The 17,356-nt window shown below is 45.9% G+C and carries 11 protein-coding genes; 7 read left to right on the top strand and 4 right to left on the bottom strand.

All coding sequences use genetic code 11. The features are described from left to right. Positions 1 to 32: 32 nt before the first annotated feature. The 3 genes from RIF25_RS07770 to cysC form a co-directional block, all read right to left on the bottom strand. Positions 33 to 6,884 carry an FG-GAP-like repeat-containing protein gene (locus RIF25_RS07770; protein WP_322877984.1) on the bottom strand — a complete coding sequence of 2,284 codons (6,852 nt, stop codon included), beginning with the start codon at positions 6,882 to 6,884 and terminating at the stop codon, positions 33 to 35. 288 nt (positions 6,885 to 7,172) lie between these two features. Further along, a complete protein-coding gene (locus tag RIF25_RS07775; protein WP_322877985.1) occupies positions 7,173 to 8,237 on the bottom strand; it encodes a TIGR03032 family protein in 1,065 nt (354 codons plus the stop codon). An 83-nt stretch (positions 8,238 to 8,320) separates the two neighbouring features. After that, positions 8,321 to 8,890, bottom strand: a complete 570-nt coding sequence (cysC, locus tag RIF25_RS07780; protein ID WP_407682368.1) for an adenylyl-sulfate kinase — start codon at positions 8,888 to 8,890, stop codon at positions 8,321 to 8,323. 376 nt (positions 8,891 to 9,266) lie between these two features. Between cysC and RIF25_RS07785 the strand changes: the two genes are divergently transcribed. From RIF25_RS07785 to RIF25_RS07815, 7 genes are all read left to right on the top strand, one after another. Next, positions 9,267 to 9,956, top strand: coding sequence for a DUF502 domain-containing protein (locus RIF25_RS07785; protein ID WP_322877987.1), 690 nt, complete (start codon positions 9,267 to 9,269; stop codon positions 9,954 to 9,956). Positions 9,957 to 9,990: 34 nt separating this feature from the next. Then, entirely contained in the window at positions 9,991 to 10,617 is a 627-nt protein-coding gene (gene nusB / locus RIF25_RS07790; RefSeq protein WP_322877988.1) for a transcription antitermination factor NusB, read from the top strand. A gap of 140 nt (positions 10,618 to 10,757) precedes the next feature. After that, a complete protein-coding gene (ftsH4, locus tag RIF25_RS07795; RefSeq protein WP_322877989.1) occupies positions 10,758 to 12,620 on the top strand; it encodes an ATP-dependent zinc metalloprotease FtsH4 in 1,863 nt (620 codons plus the stop codon). A 357-nt stretch (positions 12,621 to 12,977) separates the two neighbouring features. Next, a complete protein-coding gene (locus RIF25_RS07800) occupies positions 12,978 to 13,160 on the top strand; it encodes a CsbD family protein (RefSeq protein ID WP_015122872.1) in 183 nt (60 codons plus the stop codon). Positions 13,161 to 13,408: 248 nt separating this feature from the next. Next, positions 13,409 to 13,813: a hypothetical protein gene (locus RIF25_RS07805; RefSeq protein ID WP_322877990.1), complete on the top strand. Its 405-nt coding sequence runs from the start codon at positions 13,409 to 13,411 to the stop codon at positions 13,811 to 13,813. A 66-nt stretch (positions 13,814 to 13,879) separates the two neighbouring features. After that, complete coding sequence (locus RIF25_RS07810; protein WP_322877991.1) at positions 13,880 to 14,371, top strand: CsbD family protein; 492 nt, start codon at positions 13,880 to 13,882, stop codon at positions 14,369 to 14,371. Between the two features lie 35 nt (positions 14,372 to 14,406). Then, entirely contained in the window at positions 14,407 to 14,559 is a 153-nt protein-coding gene (locus tag RIF25_RS07815) for a lmo0937 family membrane protein (RefSeq protein WP_015122875.1), read from the top strand. 8 nt (positions 14,560 to 14,567) lie between these two features. Here the strand turns inward: RIF25_RS07815 and RIF25_RS07820 are convergent, their stop codons facing one another. Further along, the gene (locus RIF25_RS07820) at positions 14,568 to 16,880 is read right to left on the bottom strand and encodes an NACHT domain-containing protein (protein ID WP_322877992.1); all 2,313 of its coding nucleotides are present in this window, start codon (positions 16,878 to 16,880) and stop codon (positions 14,568 to 14,570) included. Positions 16,881 to 17,356 lie beyond the last annotated feature (476 nt).

Genomic DNA, 17,356 nt, shown 5'->3' on the forward strand with positions numbered 1-17,356 from the left:
AATTATTTTACCCACTGTTGCTACTGTGCCAACTAGTCATGAAAAATGCTGTAAAGCACACCATCATAGAAAGCGATTGAAGGGAAATAGTCATCTGTTTCTTCACCAGGTGGCAACGGATTAAATCCACCCCAGCTTTGCCCGCCATTGGTGCTAGATGCTACATAGTCCGTCCCATTGGTACCCCGAACTGTAATAAAGAGCGTGTCATCACCATCGTTCGTCATGGATGGGCTACTGTGGCTGAGTCCATCAAGTTCCTGTTGTGCAAAAGTATTACTGAGATCGCTGCCGTCAATGATTAAGCCATTATTCCCCGCAAGATTGGTTAATTTAAGGTTACCGTCGTCTGCCAGCCACTCATGGCCATAGACCACATACACCTGACCACTATAGGGGGAAGCCACGACCAGACTGTCGTAGATTTTGCCATTGGCATCTTGATCGTTCAGGTTACTTCCAGAAAACAGCGCACCTGCTGCCAGTCCCCCTGCAATGCCACCACTCAGCTTCATCACCCCAGCAGCAGCCCCCGGTTGGAGACTTTGATAGGTTGGGGTGCTCCCGTTAAATATATTATCTGAACCAAAAACAATAAAGGCTTCCCCGGTACTGTATTCGGAGTTGGGAGACCCTAAAACTAAATCTGCTAACCCGTCTCCATTTAAATCTCCGGATAAATTCAGGGTTTTACCAAGCTTGGCAAATGTACTACTACCGCCGAGGATTAAGTCTGCCTCCCGACTAAGGACATAGGTTGTTTTATTGAAGGGATTATTTTTGGATCTCCCTTGTAAGATAAAACTTAATCCTGTGGCATCGTTTCCTTCAGGAGCACCGAAAACAACATCATCAAAGCCATCTCCATTGACATCTCCCCCTGTACTCACGGCATATCCCAGTTGGGCATCGCTGTTTAGAATTGGAGCGCCATCAAGAATAATGCCATTACTGCCAGTAAGACTGTTTTCGGAGAGGTTGTAAGTGGGGTTTTGGCTACCAAAAACAATATAAGCACGACCAGTCTGCAAATTCTTAGAGTAGGAAGCACCTCTACCCGTACTTGGCACCGTTGTTAAAGTGGTTGAATAATTCTGGGCTTGGGTTCCGGTTGCGTTCTGGTTGACACCATCCCCATTAAACTCTACATCTTGACGATAATTCGGAGCCCCGATAATAATATCGGCAAAGCGATCTCCATTAACAGATAGAGGAGAGGCAAAATCAAAAAATGGCGGGGTTGGCTTCGGGCTTGACACGGCCACTGAAAAACCGACCTGACTTGTCCAAGTTTTATTCTGAATGTATTGGTCTGTATGACTGCCTGATGTACCTGTGAGGATGACATTGTCAGAGTCTAAGTTGACGGTGTTAGGGTTAGTGCTAGTGTCATCAAAGAACTTCTTGTTACCGAGAACAAGATACACTGCCCCCACTGCTTCATTCTTGTTATTAATGGTGTAGCTGGCATAGGGGGCGCCAACGACAATATCATCAATGCCATCGCCATTGACATCACCTATCGCAATCGAGAATCCGGACTGGCTTCCCTCTTGCCCAATCAGAGTCACCCCTGGATTATTCGCTAAATCAATGGTCTGGTTGGGGGTAATACTTGTACCAGAAATAATGTAAACATTACCGGATTTATCACCGTTGGCATTATTGGCCTGGGAGGCACCAATTATGAGATCATCAACTCCATCCCCGTCAACATCACCAACAGCTAAGACAGTGCCAATTTGTGGGGGAAAGCTGGTACTGCCATCAGGGTTGGAATGTTTAATCAGAACCCCATCTTGAGGAACTGTGGTTGTGGATAGTTCATTGACGTTATTAGCCTCAATGATGTCATTACTGCCAGCGGGTAATACCCAAACAATCCCTCTACCTGCATCAGCACTCGACTGCGAAACGACAATGGCATTTGCTAGATTGGTGCCCACGGAGTTAGACAACATAAAGTGACCCGCTGCAACCGCAGTTCCCGCATTATTGGGAACGTTTAAAATAGCACCACTATCTACCTGATTCAGGTTCGTGACTTCATTTTCTAGAATGGTACCAATGGCGATTTGTTCTTTCCCTGCTTCTGTGGCTTGGGCAATTGTGCTACTGGGGTTAGGAATAATCGTTGCAGTAATAGGAATTGTCGTAGGAATAGGAATCGTCGGCGTACTCTCGCCACTGTTGGTTGAGGTATAAAAGATGACATTAACGGTTTGCCCCGGAAGCAGGTCACTTTCAAACGACGAATCTTGAAAGTATAAATCCAGAGTAGGATTTTCTGACATCACGGTATAGCTAAAGTCAGTACTTGGATTCAGAGGATTGATCAACTGACCATTAACGATGACTCCAATCGCCCAGCCCGGATCGGGGGCATTCCCTACTGTCCAATTCGCGGTGTTATCGGATGAGACAACTTTTAGGATTTTTATGCCGGTAATGGTGGTGCCAGGGGCAATCGTTTCAGGTACTTGGATGCGTACCCGGCTATCAGGCTGGCCATCAGGCATGAGTTGGAAGGAATTGGAGACAATATCGACAACGGGTGAGCGTTCTAAAAGAGGAGATGTGGGCCGATCGGCGGCTTCCGTTGAAAATTGGCTGGGGGTTCCCCAAGTCCCGGAAGCGGCATCATAAACACTATAAAAAGTGGCATCTGTAGCGGCATTAGGACTGGAATAGCGGTTGTTGTAGTGGTTGGTGATTTGGCCAACACTGTTGAAGGTTAAGCTGTCCACTTGCCCGAGGTTATTGGTTGTCCCAACATTGGTATTGGGAGTAAGCAAACCGTTATAGTACGCCACCTCATCGAGTTGACCACTAAAGTTGTAACCCAGTACTAAGGGCACTGAACTGGGAGCAAATCGACTTCCCTGCTGTTGTTTCTTTAACTCCCCATTGATGTAGAGAGAAGCAACTTGGCTATTGGCATCATAGGTGGCAACAACGTAGTACCAGGCCTGGGGCGAAAGGGAATCTGCGACAATTTCTCCACCACCTGCATTAAACACAATGGAGTTATTGGAGCCAGTCCGGACATACCAGCCTGGAGTCTGGGTAAAGGTGAGTCCTTGGTTAAGGGTACTGGTGGTACTGGTTTGCCCTTGCGCGGCCGGATCGATAACAAAGGTTGTGCCTAGAATTTGCGTAACCGGGCCTGGGGTAATGCCAGCCAAGACCTGTGCTTGAATATCTAGGTCTAATTGAGGCACACCAGCGAGAGCGACTTGAGTATCATCGGGAAGGGTTAAAACTCTGTTAGGCAGAAGGCCTGCCAGGTCAAAATCTAGGTTAAAGGAAGAGAGCCCCGATCCTGGATTGTTAACGGTAATTGCTGTAGTTGGTAGCACTGCCACAGCGTAAGCAAAGCCCCAATTACCCTGTTCATCTTGGGTTGGTGTCTTAGTAACTGAGAGAGAAATTGTTGCAGTGGGCAGAACAGCATCAAGATTGTAACCCCCTTGATCCACTAAGCTTTGATTGGGACTTAAGTCATTAGCATTAACCCAGAACTCAACACTAAAATCCCCCAGGGAGGACTGTGTATCGGTGCCTGGGACGAGAATATACCCCTGTCCATTAAAGCCGACACTGGTATTGGGGTCGCCGCTGCCGTTGGCTGCTAAGAGCGCGCCGGGTTGGCCATAGCTCACAGTCCCAACATAGACAGCATTACTCCGTTGGCCACCAGTTGAACCGTTGGTCGCCACTACAGCCCCATTACGCTCATCTAAACGAAAATAAAGATCGGGTTTATCCTTGATCACGCTGTAGGCATAACCAGGATCGGTGGCATCGCTCCAGAAAATTGCGGGACTCCCTTGAAGCTCACCCACTTCGAGGCTGTCAATGCTCTGGCTTGTGGCCAGGCCACTGTTGGGAATGGCTACGGGGCTTGACCACTGCTGTGTGAGTCCATTAAAGATAGCTGTATAAATTGTTTGACCAGTGGTATCTGAGGTATTCACCCAGGCAGCAACTAACTCATTATCGGTGGGGCCTGGGCCTAATGTAACTTTGGTATCACTGCCTGAATTTTGAGTTAGGAGGATCGGGGTTTGCCAGCTATTGCCACTATCGGCATAGGAGTAGTAGATGTCTGTACTCAATAGAGCTTGGGTAATCTCACTACTACTGCTTTGAGAGTTGAGGCTGCTACCATCCGCATGGGCCCAGACCAAAAGACGACTGGGACTTGAACCATTTAAGTAATAACCAATGGCTGGATCAAAATTAAAGCCGCGGGAACCCTCATTCGGAATAGATTCGGGGGCTCCCCAGTCAGAACCAGAGAGTACAGCCGCTTGAACTCGGGAAGTGGGGACAGAATTTTGGGAAAGATTAGTCAGGGGAACTTGGTCATTACTGCCATCGGCTACCCAGGCCATGGTGGTAGCAGTCAGAACCGTGTCCCCTAGTGTTTGGGTGATGGAGCTAATGCTAGGGGGCCCATCATTGACAACATTTTGCACCTGATTGCTTGTCAACGTTGCTGTGGCTGAACCCCCAGTACCACCGCCCCCATTTTGACTAAAGTCAACTGAGACCTGGCCAGGCTGATACCCTGAACCCCCACTGAGGACATTGACAGCCGTAATTACACCATTGGTCACGGTTACAGACAACAGGCCTGGCAAAAAGGATTGCGCTGAAGGAGTAGTGGACTGGGTTGGCGAGACCACAAATATGCCTGATTTACCGCCTAGATAACCTGATCCCCCATTGGTAACAGTCACTTGTCCCAGGCGGCCCGTATTAGTTGTGGTATCAGTAACGGTGACTGTGATCTCTGCGGTTGCTCCAGACCCGCCACTAGAGTTAAGAAATGTATCAAGGGATAGGACTTGATTCGTGCTGTAGCCACTTCCCGGATCCACCACTGTGAAACCAGAAATGACTCCTTGATTGACATACACATTGACTAAGGCTGGATCACTAACCCCTAGAGCGGTGAGGGCAATTTGAAAGCTGCCGTTACGGCCATTGAGATACTGAGAGCCGCCGCTGCTGAGGGTAATATCCCGAATTTGATAGGTCGATGAGGGTGCAATTTGATTGGGGTTGGTGACACTGGAAAATGAATTTTGATAGTTATTTGTGCTGCCAGTATAGGGGTTGTAGCTGACTGTAACGCTGCCATTGAGGGGTATCAGACCACTGGCCAAGTTGTTGGGATTAAATGAGTTGGTTGTGGATGAGGCAGAGCCAGGAGCAGGATTCAGGAAGGTACCGCTAGTCCCCCAGCTCCAGCTCCACTTAAAAATTGCTGCCTGTAAGTCAACTTGAATCCCAACTTGCCACGGAATTGTAAATTGCAGATCGGGATCTACTTCTAAGTCAAAATCTAGACCAGCGGTAGCGATACTTTGGGCTTTGAAGACATTTTTCAGAATCCCGACAGTGCCAGTCAGGGTTAAATCCAGAGGAAGCTGAAAACCATACCCAAACTGCTGATACTCTTCCTTGGCAGGCCAGGGCCAGGGGGGCATACTGATGTCAAAGGCGGAGATTAAAATTGGGCCTGGGTCGAGCTTGCCGACTTCACCAATCGCTGCCCGCTCCACTTTTGAAAGTTTGGAGTAAGCAGGAACAGTGGACATTAGGTAAGCTGTTTCTGGCCCCCCAGAACTTGGGTTATCTATGGCTTTTAGGGCCCAATTAGGTAGGTAATAGGCAAATGGGGGGTTAGTATTGTTTTTGGGGTCGGTAAAGGTATAAGCAACACCCAATCCCAGAAAAAGATCTGCCTCCGCTTGCATTTGGCCAAGATTGATATTCTTCGTGCCGAGATTTACTTGATAGCTCTTATAAAGATCTAAATAAATATCAAAGGAGCGTTGTAGTCCGGCCAATTGCCCGGTTTGGGCTTGATAATTAATTCGTCCTGTTGAATCGATCCCAATATCTCTGACTCCCCAACCGCCAAGACTAATCAAACTACCCTTTCGTGCTTGATTGGAGAATGAAATCCCAGTGTCAGCTTTCTTCTTTCCGTCTTCCCTTGAGTATTTGTTAATTGCCGCAGCTAAACTGGCCTCGAGATACTGCTGATTCCGACTCATCTCAATGTTGCTATCAAGAGTCAGGCCGACAGTAGTTGTTTCGGCTAAGAAGGGTACTTTTAGATTTAGAAACTTGTGGGATAAGGATAGATTTAAGTTAAAGGAGCGGCTGATACCAGCGGGAAATGACTGCTCTGAGAGAGTTGGGCTAGTTTCAGAGCTAAGTCCTTGAACACCTGAACCCAAGGGATAGTAAATTGCCATTTCCCGAGATGAGTTGGGAAAGGTCAGCGGGATTGTCTGTCCACTGGAAAATAAAAGGGAAGTCTGACCAGTTTCACTATCTAGATCAATAGACAGCGCACTCCGATAGAGATCCGAATCATCGCGATTGGGATTTGCTGCATCCGTGCCCATCTGCAATGGATCCAGGGCATATTCAGGATTCCGGGGGTCTAGACCAAGTACCTTTTGATAAACCAGTTCAATGCCGCCATCGCCACTGAAGGTAACATCAGTACCTTGATCAGCAACCCCATCTTGGGTAATTTGAACTGCCTCTGACCAAATGACTGCGCCACTGGCATCGTAACGACCGACAACGGCATAAATTTCCCTAGCATTCCCAATTCCTTTTTCCCAAAATGCCATCAGGCCTGGGGCAAATTCATTTTCACCGTAGGGGATGATTGGGGCAGCGAGGAGCTTGAGATTCTTCCCCCCTTGGGCATTGGTAATGGACTTGGCTTGATCCCAAGTGCCAGAATTTTGATCGTAGATCGCATGAATCAGTTGGCCGTTGTTTTCCCAGATGATGTGATTTGTGCCTGCAATATCAACGGCGGTTGTGGCATAAGATGCGTAGGGATTCATCGGGTATTCCTAGGGAACAGTAAAGGCAAAGCGAGAAGATATCTAAATCTAAGTCAGGATAGATTTTACTGGGAAACCATGAGTAGTTGAACAGCCAGGTTCTAGTATTTCTAGGTTATCGAAAATTTATCAGGTTCATACTTAATTATTTTGACGTTTTCATAACCTCCAATAAATAAATATCCTGGCTAACTACGTCAAAGACGCATGGAAACCTTAATCGGTTCCTCAATGCTGGTAGTTTTAACACTAATTTATATAGTGTATTTTGGTTGACTCACTAAAAATTCAAGTAGGCTCAATGGTTAACACCCGGCGTATTTCATCAGTCGCAAATCCTAAGGCCATGGGTCGTCTGACCCCCGGTAAAACCGCAACATCATAAAGCTCTGTAATCACCCCATCTAAATGGAGCCAATGCACAATATCACCCCGCTTTAAATCCACCACACAAAGCCCACAGCGGGCCTCCGTCTTTAATTCTGCCAATCGTTCATCCAATGGCAACCCTGCGAAAGACTTCTCTCGGGGCTTAGATAAACCAACAATAGCGTAGTCATTACAAAAAGCCAGGCCCCGTAAATAGCCAGGACAAAAACAAACCGATTGAAACCTTGACCCATCCAAATAGCCAAACTCACCCCGACCCGAATTTAACAACCAGAGCCGACCTTGGTACCAGCGGGGGGAATGGGGCATTGAGAGTCCTTGCCCAACAATCTCCTGGGTCTGAACATCAATCACCAGGCCCCCATCGTAACGAAACTGTCGCCAACCATCATGGATATCGCTTTGACTGACTGCGGTGACATAGGCCGGTTGCCCCTCTTTCATCGCCAGGCCATTAAGGTGACAGCGATCTTCCGCCGCCAGTTTAGAAATAAAGTTCGGTTTCCATAGGGGCCTAAAACTGTGGGTAGGACTGGTGGTAGCTAGGCAACTAAAGAGGGTACTGACAAAGGTGATTTGTCCCTCTCGATCCAGGGCCACATCATGGGTATCTAAATCGCCAGTGGTAAAGGCCAGTTGGGGAATATAGAGGCGATCATAGTCCTTATAGGTTTCTCCGGGAGCTAGGGAGTTTTCTAATCGCCAAATCTGATAGAGAGTGCTGAGGTAGATTGTGTCGGGAGTGGCCCAAAGCCCCATACACCGCTGAAAAGTTCGTTCAAAGATTGAGAGTCGTTGTGATTGGCTCTGACCAATAAAGAAGAGTTTGTTGGCTTGATAAGTGCTAAAGACAAGACTAATCACTTCAGAGGATAACCAATCGAAAAACTGCCGTGATGCTGTTAGTTCTAAAGGAGATTCTGGAGAACTTGATGCAGGTGCTATCTGTGAATCGGTTGACATAGAAACCTATGGTGAATGAGCTAAAACAACCTGGCAACAAGATACATTAAATTAATTACAATAACCAACAAAATTTATGAAGCTTATTGGTGATCCAAATTAGGAATAAGACTCCTATCAGAAAGCGTTTGTATGATTTTAGAGACAGATTCCGCAATAGTTTCATCCGCCGTATGACAGATTAAATCCGGCTGTAAGGGAATTTCATAGGGATCGTTCATACCTGTAAATCCCTGCATATCTCCGGCTCTGGCTTGGGCGTATAAACCCTTAGGGTCTCTCATTTCACACACTTCTAAGGGCGCATTGATGAAGATCTCAACAAAATTATGGGTAGTTGCTTTGAGGTGGTTGCGAATTGCACGGTAGGGACTGATCATCGCCACAATCACGAGAATTCCATTGCGACTGAGTAAGTTTGCTACTATCCCCACCCGTTGCACATTCAAATCTCGGTCAGCTTTTGTAAAACCCAGGCCGGGAGATAGCCAGGTTCTAATCTGGTCTCCATCTAAGATTTCCACCTTGAGATTGGCCTGGATTAAGGTTTTGCAGAGATGAGTGGCAATCGTTGATTTTCCTGAACCACTCAATCCAGTCAGCCAAATAATCCCGCCGGAAATAGCCCTATTAATGCTCTTTTCATCGGTCATACTGTTAAAAACCTGTGTACTGACCACCCATCTCTGCCTAAAATGATGTCTAAACATCGGCTTAGATAATAGATTAACTTCAGCAGATACTAAACTGTGTTCATCCTGGGTTGTGGGTTTGCTGCGGGTTAGTCTTAGTCTATGGTTTGGGACTTTAGCTCCTCTCTATCCTCAATAATTGACGATTGCCATGGACAGGAGGGAGATTACCTGGATTAGCGATTTTAATGCCTACTTTCGTCAACCTCCTTAATTCAGTGCCCCCTGAGACGATGAGACCCGCTTTGAATTGCGTTGTGCAGGGAGAGTAAGGCTGCTCTAAGCTAGATAGAAGCTGAACAGGCTCAAGAGACACCGACTATTTACCTCAAGAGGAATGGAACTCGCTGTGTGGCATCGAATTAAGCAAGCGATTAAAAATGACCTGATTGCTGGGTTTTTGGTTGTTATTCCTCTGGCTACAACAATTTGGCTGACTTTTACCATTGCCCGCGCGGTCATTAGCTGGTTGACTCGCATCCCGAAACAGTTAAACCCCTTCACGGCCTGGAATCCAATCATTCTGGAGAGTGTCAATCTTTTTGTGGGTCTGGCTGTACCATTGTTGGGCATCTTGCTGATTGGCCTGATGGCTCGGAATATTGTCGGCCGTTGGCTGTTAGCAGCGGGAGAAGGGATTTTAACCAAGATTCCTTTGGCAGGAACGGTTTATCGGGTTTTGCAACAGTTATTGGAAACCTTGCTCCGAGATTCCCGGAATCGCTTTCGGCGGGTGGTTTTAGTCGAGTACCCCCGGCCTGGCCTGTGGGCAGTCGGCTTTGTCACCGGGGCAATTGCTGGAACCTTGGCAGAAACCTTTCCCAGCCCAATGGTGAGTGTGTTTATTCCCACCTCCCCAAATCCCACCACCGGCTGGTATGCCATTGCTCCAGAACAGGAACTCATTGGCCTGGATATTTCCATTGAAGATGCCTTTAAGCTAATTATTTCTGGCGGTATTGTCACCCCCAATTGGACAGCCATTAACCCCAGGCCTGAGGTTGCCCTCACCAACTTACCCTCTTAATCCCTTACCTTTTATTTTTCAGGAGTGTGAATCCGTGACATCCCCGCGTCGAATTGCCCGCGAATTAGCCCTCCTCAGTGTTGGCCAAGTTTTACGCCAAAAACAACCCCCCAGCAATCAGGACTATAAAACCTTGGTCTTAACGGGGATCCGCACCTTGGCTGGTGAAGCCCAAGAAGCTTTAGAAGTGGCCGGATCTGCGGTTCAAGAAAGTCATGCCACACTTTTGACTGGGGAACTTCAGGCCGCCACCCTCTCCCAGGCCCAGGCCACAGTCCAAAATGCCATCGGCCTGACTGAAAAAGCAATCAATCGTTTAGGCATTGCCCTTGAACTCCCGGAAATTCTCTATCTTGCCCATCAACCAGAAGTCCAGGCCCAGGCCGTGGAAATCTTAATCACCCTCTACAAAAACCATCAGGAAATTGACCAACGCATTACCGCTGCTCTCGTAGATTGGCAGTTAGACCGGATTGCCCAATTAGACCGCTACATCCTAGAAATTGCTGTTGCTGAAATTACCTACCACAACCTGCCCGTCCAAGTCGCCATTAACGAAGCCGTAGAACTATCCAAACGCTATAGCGAAGAAGGGGGGCATCGGTTCATCAACGGAGTCTTACGACGGGTCAGCGATCAACTCCAAGCCATGTCGAAATAACCGCCCTTGTGAAAATCCCTCCAGGCCTTACCATGCAAATATTGGGAATCAGCGATTGCTTGGGGCGTTGAACCCACACTAGAGACCCATTTCAAAAAAATCCAGCCCAATGCGTTGTTTTGCAAGTAGGCAGTCACCCTATGGCGATTAAAAACTCTCCTCAACCCTCCCGCTCCCGTTTGATCGGCAATATTCTCCTGCTGATTGGGGGCATATTACTCTTTATCAACATCTTTTTCCCGCAAATCTTTAGCTCTGGGGTTCCCCGCGTTCCCTACAGCCTGTTTATTCATCAAGTCCAAGAGGGAGAAGTCACCAGTGCCTATGTCGGTCAAAACGAAATTCGCTACCAAACCAAAGCCGAAGGGGAGACACCAGCCACCGTTTATTCGACAACACCCATCTTTGATCTCGAACTCCCGAAACTTTTAGAGTCCAAAGGGGTTGAGTTTGCCGCCGCACCACCGCCTCGAAATGGATGGTTTACCAGCTTATTGGGTTGGGTCATTCCGCCGTTAATTTTTGTCGCCGTGTTTCAGTTCTTTGCCAGTCGGGGGGCGGGTGGCGGTGGGCCACAAGGCGCGCTCTCGATTGGGAAAAGTAAAGCCAAAGTCTATGTAGAAGGGGATGCCCCCCGGATTACCTTTGATGATGTCGCCGGAGTCGAAGAAGCCAAAGCCGAACTGGTCGAGGTGGTTGATTTCCTTAAAAGTCCCGAACGCTATAAAGCCATTGGGGCCAAAATTCCCAAGGGTGTTCTCCTCGTTGGGCCGCCTGGAACCGGAAAAACCCTGCTCTCAAAAGCTGTCGCGGGTGAAGCTGGAGTTCCCTTTTTCTCGATCTCTGGCTCGGAGTTTGTGGAATTATTCGTGGGTGTGGGTTCGGCCCGGGTGCGTGACCTGTTTGAGCAGGCGAAGAAGCAAGCCCCCTGCATTGTCTTTATTGATGAACTTGATGCTATTGGTAAATCCCGCAGTAGCAATGGGTTTTATGGCGGCAACGATGAACGGGAGCAAACCCTCAACCAACTTTTGACGGAAATGGATGGCTTTTCCAATACCGCCACGGTGATTGTTTTAGCTGCCACCAATCGCCCCGAAAGTTTAGATGCCGCCCTCTTGCGCCCCGGCCGGTTTGATCGGCAAGTCCTCGTAGATCGGCCTGATTTGTCCGGTCGGGAAGCGATTTTGAAAATCCATGCCCAGGCCGTGAAACTCGGTGATGATGTAGATCTCCATGCCATTGCCACTCGCACCCCTGGATTTGCTGGAGCCGACTTAGCCAACTTGGTCAATGAAGCTGCCCTCTTAGCAGCCCGGAATCAACGTCAAGCGGTGGCTCAGGCAGATTTTGCCGAAGCGATTGAACGACTGGTGGCAGGCTTGGAGAAAAAAAGCCGGGTCTTAAGTGATCGGGAAAAAGAAATTGTTGCCTATCACGAAGTCGGTCATGCCATTGTCGGCTATGCGATGCCGGGGAGCAGTAAAGTCGAGAAAATTTCGATTATTCCCCGCGGGATGGCGGCCTTGGGTTATACCTTGCAACTGCCCACCGAAGATCGGTTTTTACTGGATGAGGCTGAACTCCGGGGCCAAATTGCGACTTTGTTAGGGGGTCGTTCCGCTGAGGAGATTATCTTTGGCAGTATTACCACCGGAGCCTCTAATGATCTGCAACGGGCCACAGACTTAGCCGAGCGGATGGTACGCAGTTATGGGATGAGTAAAGTTCTTGGCCCCCTGGCCTTTGAAGAACAACGGGCCATGTTTTTAGGGGAAGGTGCGGTGCAACGCTCGGTCAGTGAAGAAACGGCCCAGGCCATTGATCGGGAAGTGAAAGAAATTGTCGAAACCGCCCATCACACTGCCTTGGATATCCTCAAAGCCAATCGGGACTTGCTGGAAACCATCTCCAAAAAACTGCTGGAAAAAGAGGTGATTGAAGGGGCAATCCTACACGAACTCTTAGGGCAAATTCAGGCCAAAGAACCTCAAGTGGCATAGTTAATAATTTACTAACAATCTACAGTGGCCAGGTTGTGAGCAATCTACCTTGGAAATACTGACTACAATCCTTTTCTTATTTCTCAAACTAGAGAGGCTCAAGTAGTCACCCAGTCCAGGTTAGCTCAGATACACTGGCCACACTATTTTTTGAGCCGTTGATAGAAGTCCTAGGGATTAAGCTTTAGTCTGGAAATTCATGACGTTTTGTATCATATTCAACCATTGAAATTGAACTAAATCTAATCATCCCTCAAATACACCAGCATCAAATTAGATTGAGGTCAGATACGGAAGTGTCAAGCTGAGATTTTAGCGAGGTACTTTGTTCTTCAACAAGTAATTTAGGAGCGAATCATGGGACTTCAAGATAGAGTCAAAGCCGCCGCGAAAAATGTTGAGGGTAAAATTCAAGAAACTGTTGGAGATGTTACGGGTAATCAGAAGCAACAGATAGAAGGTAAGGCTAAGCAGGCAGAAGCTCAAGTCCAAAACACTGTAGAAGATGTTAAGGATGAAGTTAAGAAAATTGTTGACTAGTTTTGATTGACTCGGAAAGTCTTCAACGTCATTCCATGATTTAGTTGTTGTGAGCATTAATTATTTCATGGAATGACTTTTTATAAAAATTTTGCAATTGAAAACTTTAAATTCATAACTTAACTCTGTAACTTGAAATATCTTAACAATAAAGAATTGATTAGCCCAAAGTCAGAAATGGAATTCGGTTAATTAATTTTTGACTTTCGATACGTTCGACACTGATCATTGATTTTGAGGATTTAGTCATGTTTTTAACTCAGCGTTATCGCAATGCATTTCTAACTGCCACTCTAGTCATTGTCTTGGGAACAATCGTGCTGATTTCTGGCTGTCAACCGAGTTTTGCGGCTTCCCTGACTATACAATCTAATCCTGAGCCGATTGTTTGGGTAGTGGCAACAGACTCCTCTAACTCCATGATTGATCAGGCCAGGGCTAACATTAAGAGTGGAATTGAGCGGCTAACCAATAAAGTTGAACAGAAAGCTGCAGATGAAGTCAACCAAATGGAAACTAAAACCCGCGCGGCGATTAATACAAGCATTTCTAACCCTGATTATCAACCTCAGGGTAAATCCAAAGAAGCCAATCGCCAGGATCAGAAGGCCCTAGAAGGAATGGAAAACAAGGTTAAGCAAGCTTACAATTAGAATTCTTAATCTGAAATAAACGATCAATAAATAACCAATTCACCCATTGAAAAAAGGAACAAAATCATGATTTCACCTCAACAGTTTCGCCGATTTTTAATTACGATACTTTTAACGGCCATGTTTATGTTGACGCTTGGGTTTGATTTTGGCAAAACGAACACCTGGGCCTGGGCTGCAATGCCAGATTCAAGCCTGAATAATCAACCGTTACTAGCAAATATAAATCGGTCTAAAGCTGCCGCTAAAAACCTGGAAGGGAAAATTCAAGAAGCAGCCGGAAATTTGAGTGGTAATCCTCAAGAGCAACTCATGGGCAAAGCTAAACAAGCCGAAAGCCAGGCCCGTAATATTGTTGAAAATGTGAAAGATCAGATTAAATCCTCCGGTAGGACGCAAGCCTTTGGTAAAAATATTGAAGGTCATCTCCAAGAAGTTCGGGGCAATATTACCGGAAATCCCAGTGATCAAATTGCTGGTCGGGCCAAACAAGTAGAAAGCAAGGCCAGGAACATGGTTGAAAATGTTAAAGACTCGGTTAAGAAAACCGTTGAATAAGTTTGATTCAATCTTAAAAAAAAGGCAAGAAGAATATGTTTGATTTAGTTTGGACAATTGTGGTTGTACTGTTCATCCTTTGGCTATTGGGCTTTACGATTAATATTGGTGGCGGTCTGATTCACATCCTGTTAGTTTTAGTCTTAATTGGCGTGATTTACAACTTATTCATGCGACGGAAAATCTAATATTGCGACTACTCCCACTCCCGATCTTCTAACTCGGCCTGGTCTAAGAGTAAAGTAGATTCAATTTCCTGACGCACCGCCGCAGTAACTTCACAATTACTATTGAGGCAATCAACCAATAATTTATTTGCATCATAGTACTTATTGAGGGTTTCTTTTTGTTCTGGCGTAAAATCCCACTCGTGCAGAATGTTACGATGTGTCCTTAAGGCATTTTTAAGCTGTTCAACCCAGGCCTGGTGATGAATTTGCCACCATTTTTCATATTGTTTTTGATTATTATTATGTTCAGAAAGTTCGCTAGATAGCTGATCTAATGATTTTTTCAAACTAGCATCAATCACAACGCCTAGAATATTACTAATTACATTACTACAAACTATCGAAAACCTAAAATCCGGGCTTTCTTGAATGGCGCATTCCTGCAATAAATTATCTAATGCTACATCGAGTAATAAGCCCTGATCTAAGGTACAGGCTACGGCAAAGTTAGGAGCGAGGTGGGGGACATGAGCCACGGCCAAGTAAAAAGCACGGCGGGTTGCTTCTTTTTGTTCAGGAGGAGTAGATTGTGTTTTAGAATTTGCCCAGGCCAAGAATTCCTGTAAATAGGGATCTCCTGATACCAAATTATCAATTTGTTGCTTCATGGACTGCATCAAAGAATCCGCACTGCGTAACATCATTGTAGTTAAGAGAAAAATTTTATGCCAATGGGGATCGGTGAGATGACTGACCAGGCCATGCAATGCTTTTTCGAGGGCATTGATATTGTAACTGGCCACAATATTGCGAGCCGTTAAGTATTCCTGTAATGCTAAGTAGGAAAATGAGAAAATGTCCCGGGCCCGTTCTACTAAGATGCCGTGTTGAGACTCAATAGACTTGAGAACTCCTTCACTTTCTTGGCGCAACTCTTCACTATCGTCTGAAAACTGGGGCAATGTCCGAATAAAATCTTCAATATATTGCTCTAGTTTCCGCTGCTCAAAGAAGTATTGTCCCTGACTAAATGTTGTGGCGGCAATTCGACTTAGCATCTTCACTTTTTGAGGTAAGGCTAGACTCTGATAAATTGCATCCTGATCCATCCCTTTGGCTTCGTTCCATTTATCCAGGAGTAAATCTAATCCTTCTTTATAAAAATCTGTTTTACGGGTCGGAAATCCGCCTTTACTTCGATAGATCCAACAAGCCAGATGGAGAAATAAGGGTGTGACAATCAGTTGGCGAAACTTCCAATTATGGGGCAAGTCTAATTTGCGGATAAATTCTTGAGCTTCAGCCTGGCCCGCGACGGTAGTGGTTTCACTAAAGACAACAAACCATTTTTGGGCAAAGGCGGTAATTTGGGCTTCGGTAAAGGGGGCAATTTCAACATCCGTAAAGCCTCGGAATTTTTGCCGCTCTGCTGCGGTGCGGGAGGAAATAATAAACAGATTTTTATGATACTTATCCGTAAACCGGCGAATTTCCCTTAATGTATCCCCACTCTGATGCTGTTTAACTTCATCAAGTCCATCAATTAACAGCAAAACCCGCCCACCCTTCAGTAATAGCTCTGGAATCGCAGCATCACTCATGCCATTGGCCTGGAATTCCTCGACAATATAGGTGAGTAAATTTGGGGTTTGATCGCCAGTTACGGCTTCCGAAAAATGCAGCAGAGGAATGAAGATTGGCACATAATGGGCTAAAAATTCACCGGAGTTACACTGAATCGCTAAATGTTGTAAAAATGTGGTCTTGCCACTGCCCGGCTTGCCTAAGACTCTGAGTTTGTTATAGGTATTGACAGCTTCCAGGCCAGAGATTTTTCTTTGCTCAACTGTTCCCAAGCCAACTCGATCAAATGATTGTGGTGGCAGGCTTTGGAGCATATTGATATTTAATCGTTGTTGACTAGTAATAGACTCTAAAATATTGACATCAACATAAATATCATCAATACTAACCGGACGACTAATATCAAGTAATTGTAAATTGCCACATTGATCTTGAATCTTCTCATGCCGACAATCCCGCACCTGTTTGATCAAACTATCTAACCCCTGATCCGAGGATGAGCCATGGCTGGATAAATCTGGAAATTCGGCTGGGGGGTTGAGGGCAATTTCACGCCAGTCAAGATTAAGAATTTCACAAACTTCGCGGAAAATATGTCGATCAACAGGCTGTCCGGTAAAAAAACGCCAAATGGGTTGCCTGGTTTTGAGTCCGACTTCCCATGCCAAATTTTCCTGTGTCCAACCTTTTTGGGCAAAGGCCTTTCTTGAGAGTTGAATCCCAGTGAGTGAAGCCTGGAGTGATCGCTTTGCCATTTATTTTCCCTTTGAAGTTATATGACTTATGAACGGGGAGGGGAATCACAATAGATGACAAAAATGCTTGAGATTGTTACCCAAAACAAAGTTATCTTATAGAGTCTAAAAGATACGTTTTAAAATTTCCAGGAAAATATACATTTCTAATAAAATATGATTGAAATATAAAATATTCAAACAAATCAACCACGATCAAGCATTGCGTTTTGACGATTTTCCCAAAGATTTAAGCTCAGGACGCTTACACGGATTAAATAAACAGATTGGATACTCATTTTCTATCCTGGCAAGTCGGTGTTGTATTTATCGGTTGATTTTCGATTAAAAAATGTTGCAAAATCAAACCGTTGAGATTGACCCAAGCTGAAATATAAAATCAATCCACGAAATTGACTCAGTCTGATGACCGCTCATATTCCCTCGGTAACTTGATCAAGGATGGGGGTGTCTTGAGAGGATTGGACAGTCGCAAG

Source organism: Pseudocalidococcus azoricus BACA0444 (assembly GCF_031729055.1).
GTDB classification, from domain to species: domain Bacteria; phylum Cyanobacteriota; class Cyanobacteriia; order Thermosynechococcales; family Thermosynechococcaceae; genus Pseudocalidococcus; species Pseudocalidococcus azoricus.

What these genes read in the sequence shown, in the direction of transcription:
- RIF25_RS07810 (WP_322877991.1), top strand. Translation starts at nt 13,880, where the DNA reads ATGATTTCACCTCAACAGTTTCGCCGATTTTTAATTACGATACTTTTA.
- RIF25_RS07805 (WP_322877990.1), top strand. Translation starts at nt 13,409, where the DNA reads ATGTTTTTAACTCAGCGTTATCGCAATGCATTTCTAACTGCCACTCTA.
- cysC (WP_407682368.1), bottom strand. Translation starts at nt 8,890, where the DNA reads ATGACCGATGAAAAGAGCATTAATAGGGCTATTTCCGGCGGGATTATT.
- RIF25_RS07820 (WP_322877992.1), bottom strand. Translation starts at nt 16,880, where the DNA reads ATGGCAAAGCGATCACTCCAGGCTTCACTCACTGGGATTCAACTCTCA.
- RIF25_RS07800 (WP_015122872.1), top strand. Translation starts at nt 12,978, where the DNA reads ATGGGACTTCAAGATAGAGTCAAAGCCGCCGCGAAAAATGTTGAGGGT.
- RIF25_RS07775 (WP_322877985.1), bottom strand. Translation starts at nt 8,237, where the DNA reads ATGTCAACCGATTCACAGATAGCACCTGCATCAAGTTCTCCAGAATCT.
- RIF25_RS07815 (WP_015122875.1), top strand. Translation starts at nt 14,407, where the DNA reads ATGTTTGATTTAGTTTGGACAATTGTGGTTGTACTGTTCATCCTTTGG.
- RIF25_RS07770 (WP_322877984.1), bottom strand. Translation starts at nt 6,884, where the DNA reads ATGAATCCCTACGCATCTTATGCCACAACCGCCGTTGATATTGCAGGC.
- RIF25_RS07785 (WP_322877987.1), top strand. Translation starts at nt 9,267, where the DNA reads ATGGAACTCGCTGTGTGGCATCGAATTAAGCAAGCGATTAAAAATGAC.
- ftsH4 (WP_322877989.1), top strand. Translation starts at nt 10,758, where the DNA reads ATGGCGATTAAAAACTCTCCTCAACCCTCCCGCTCCCGTTTGATCGGC.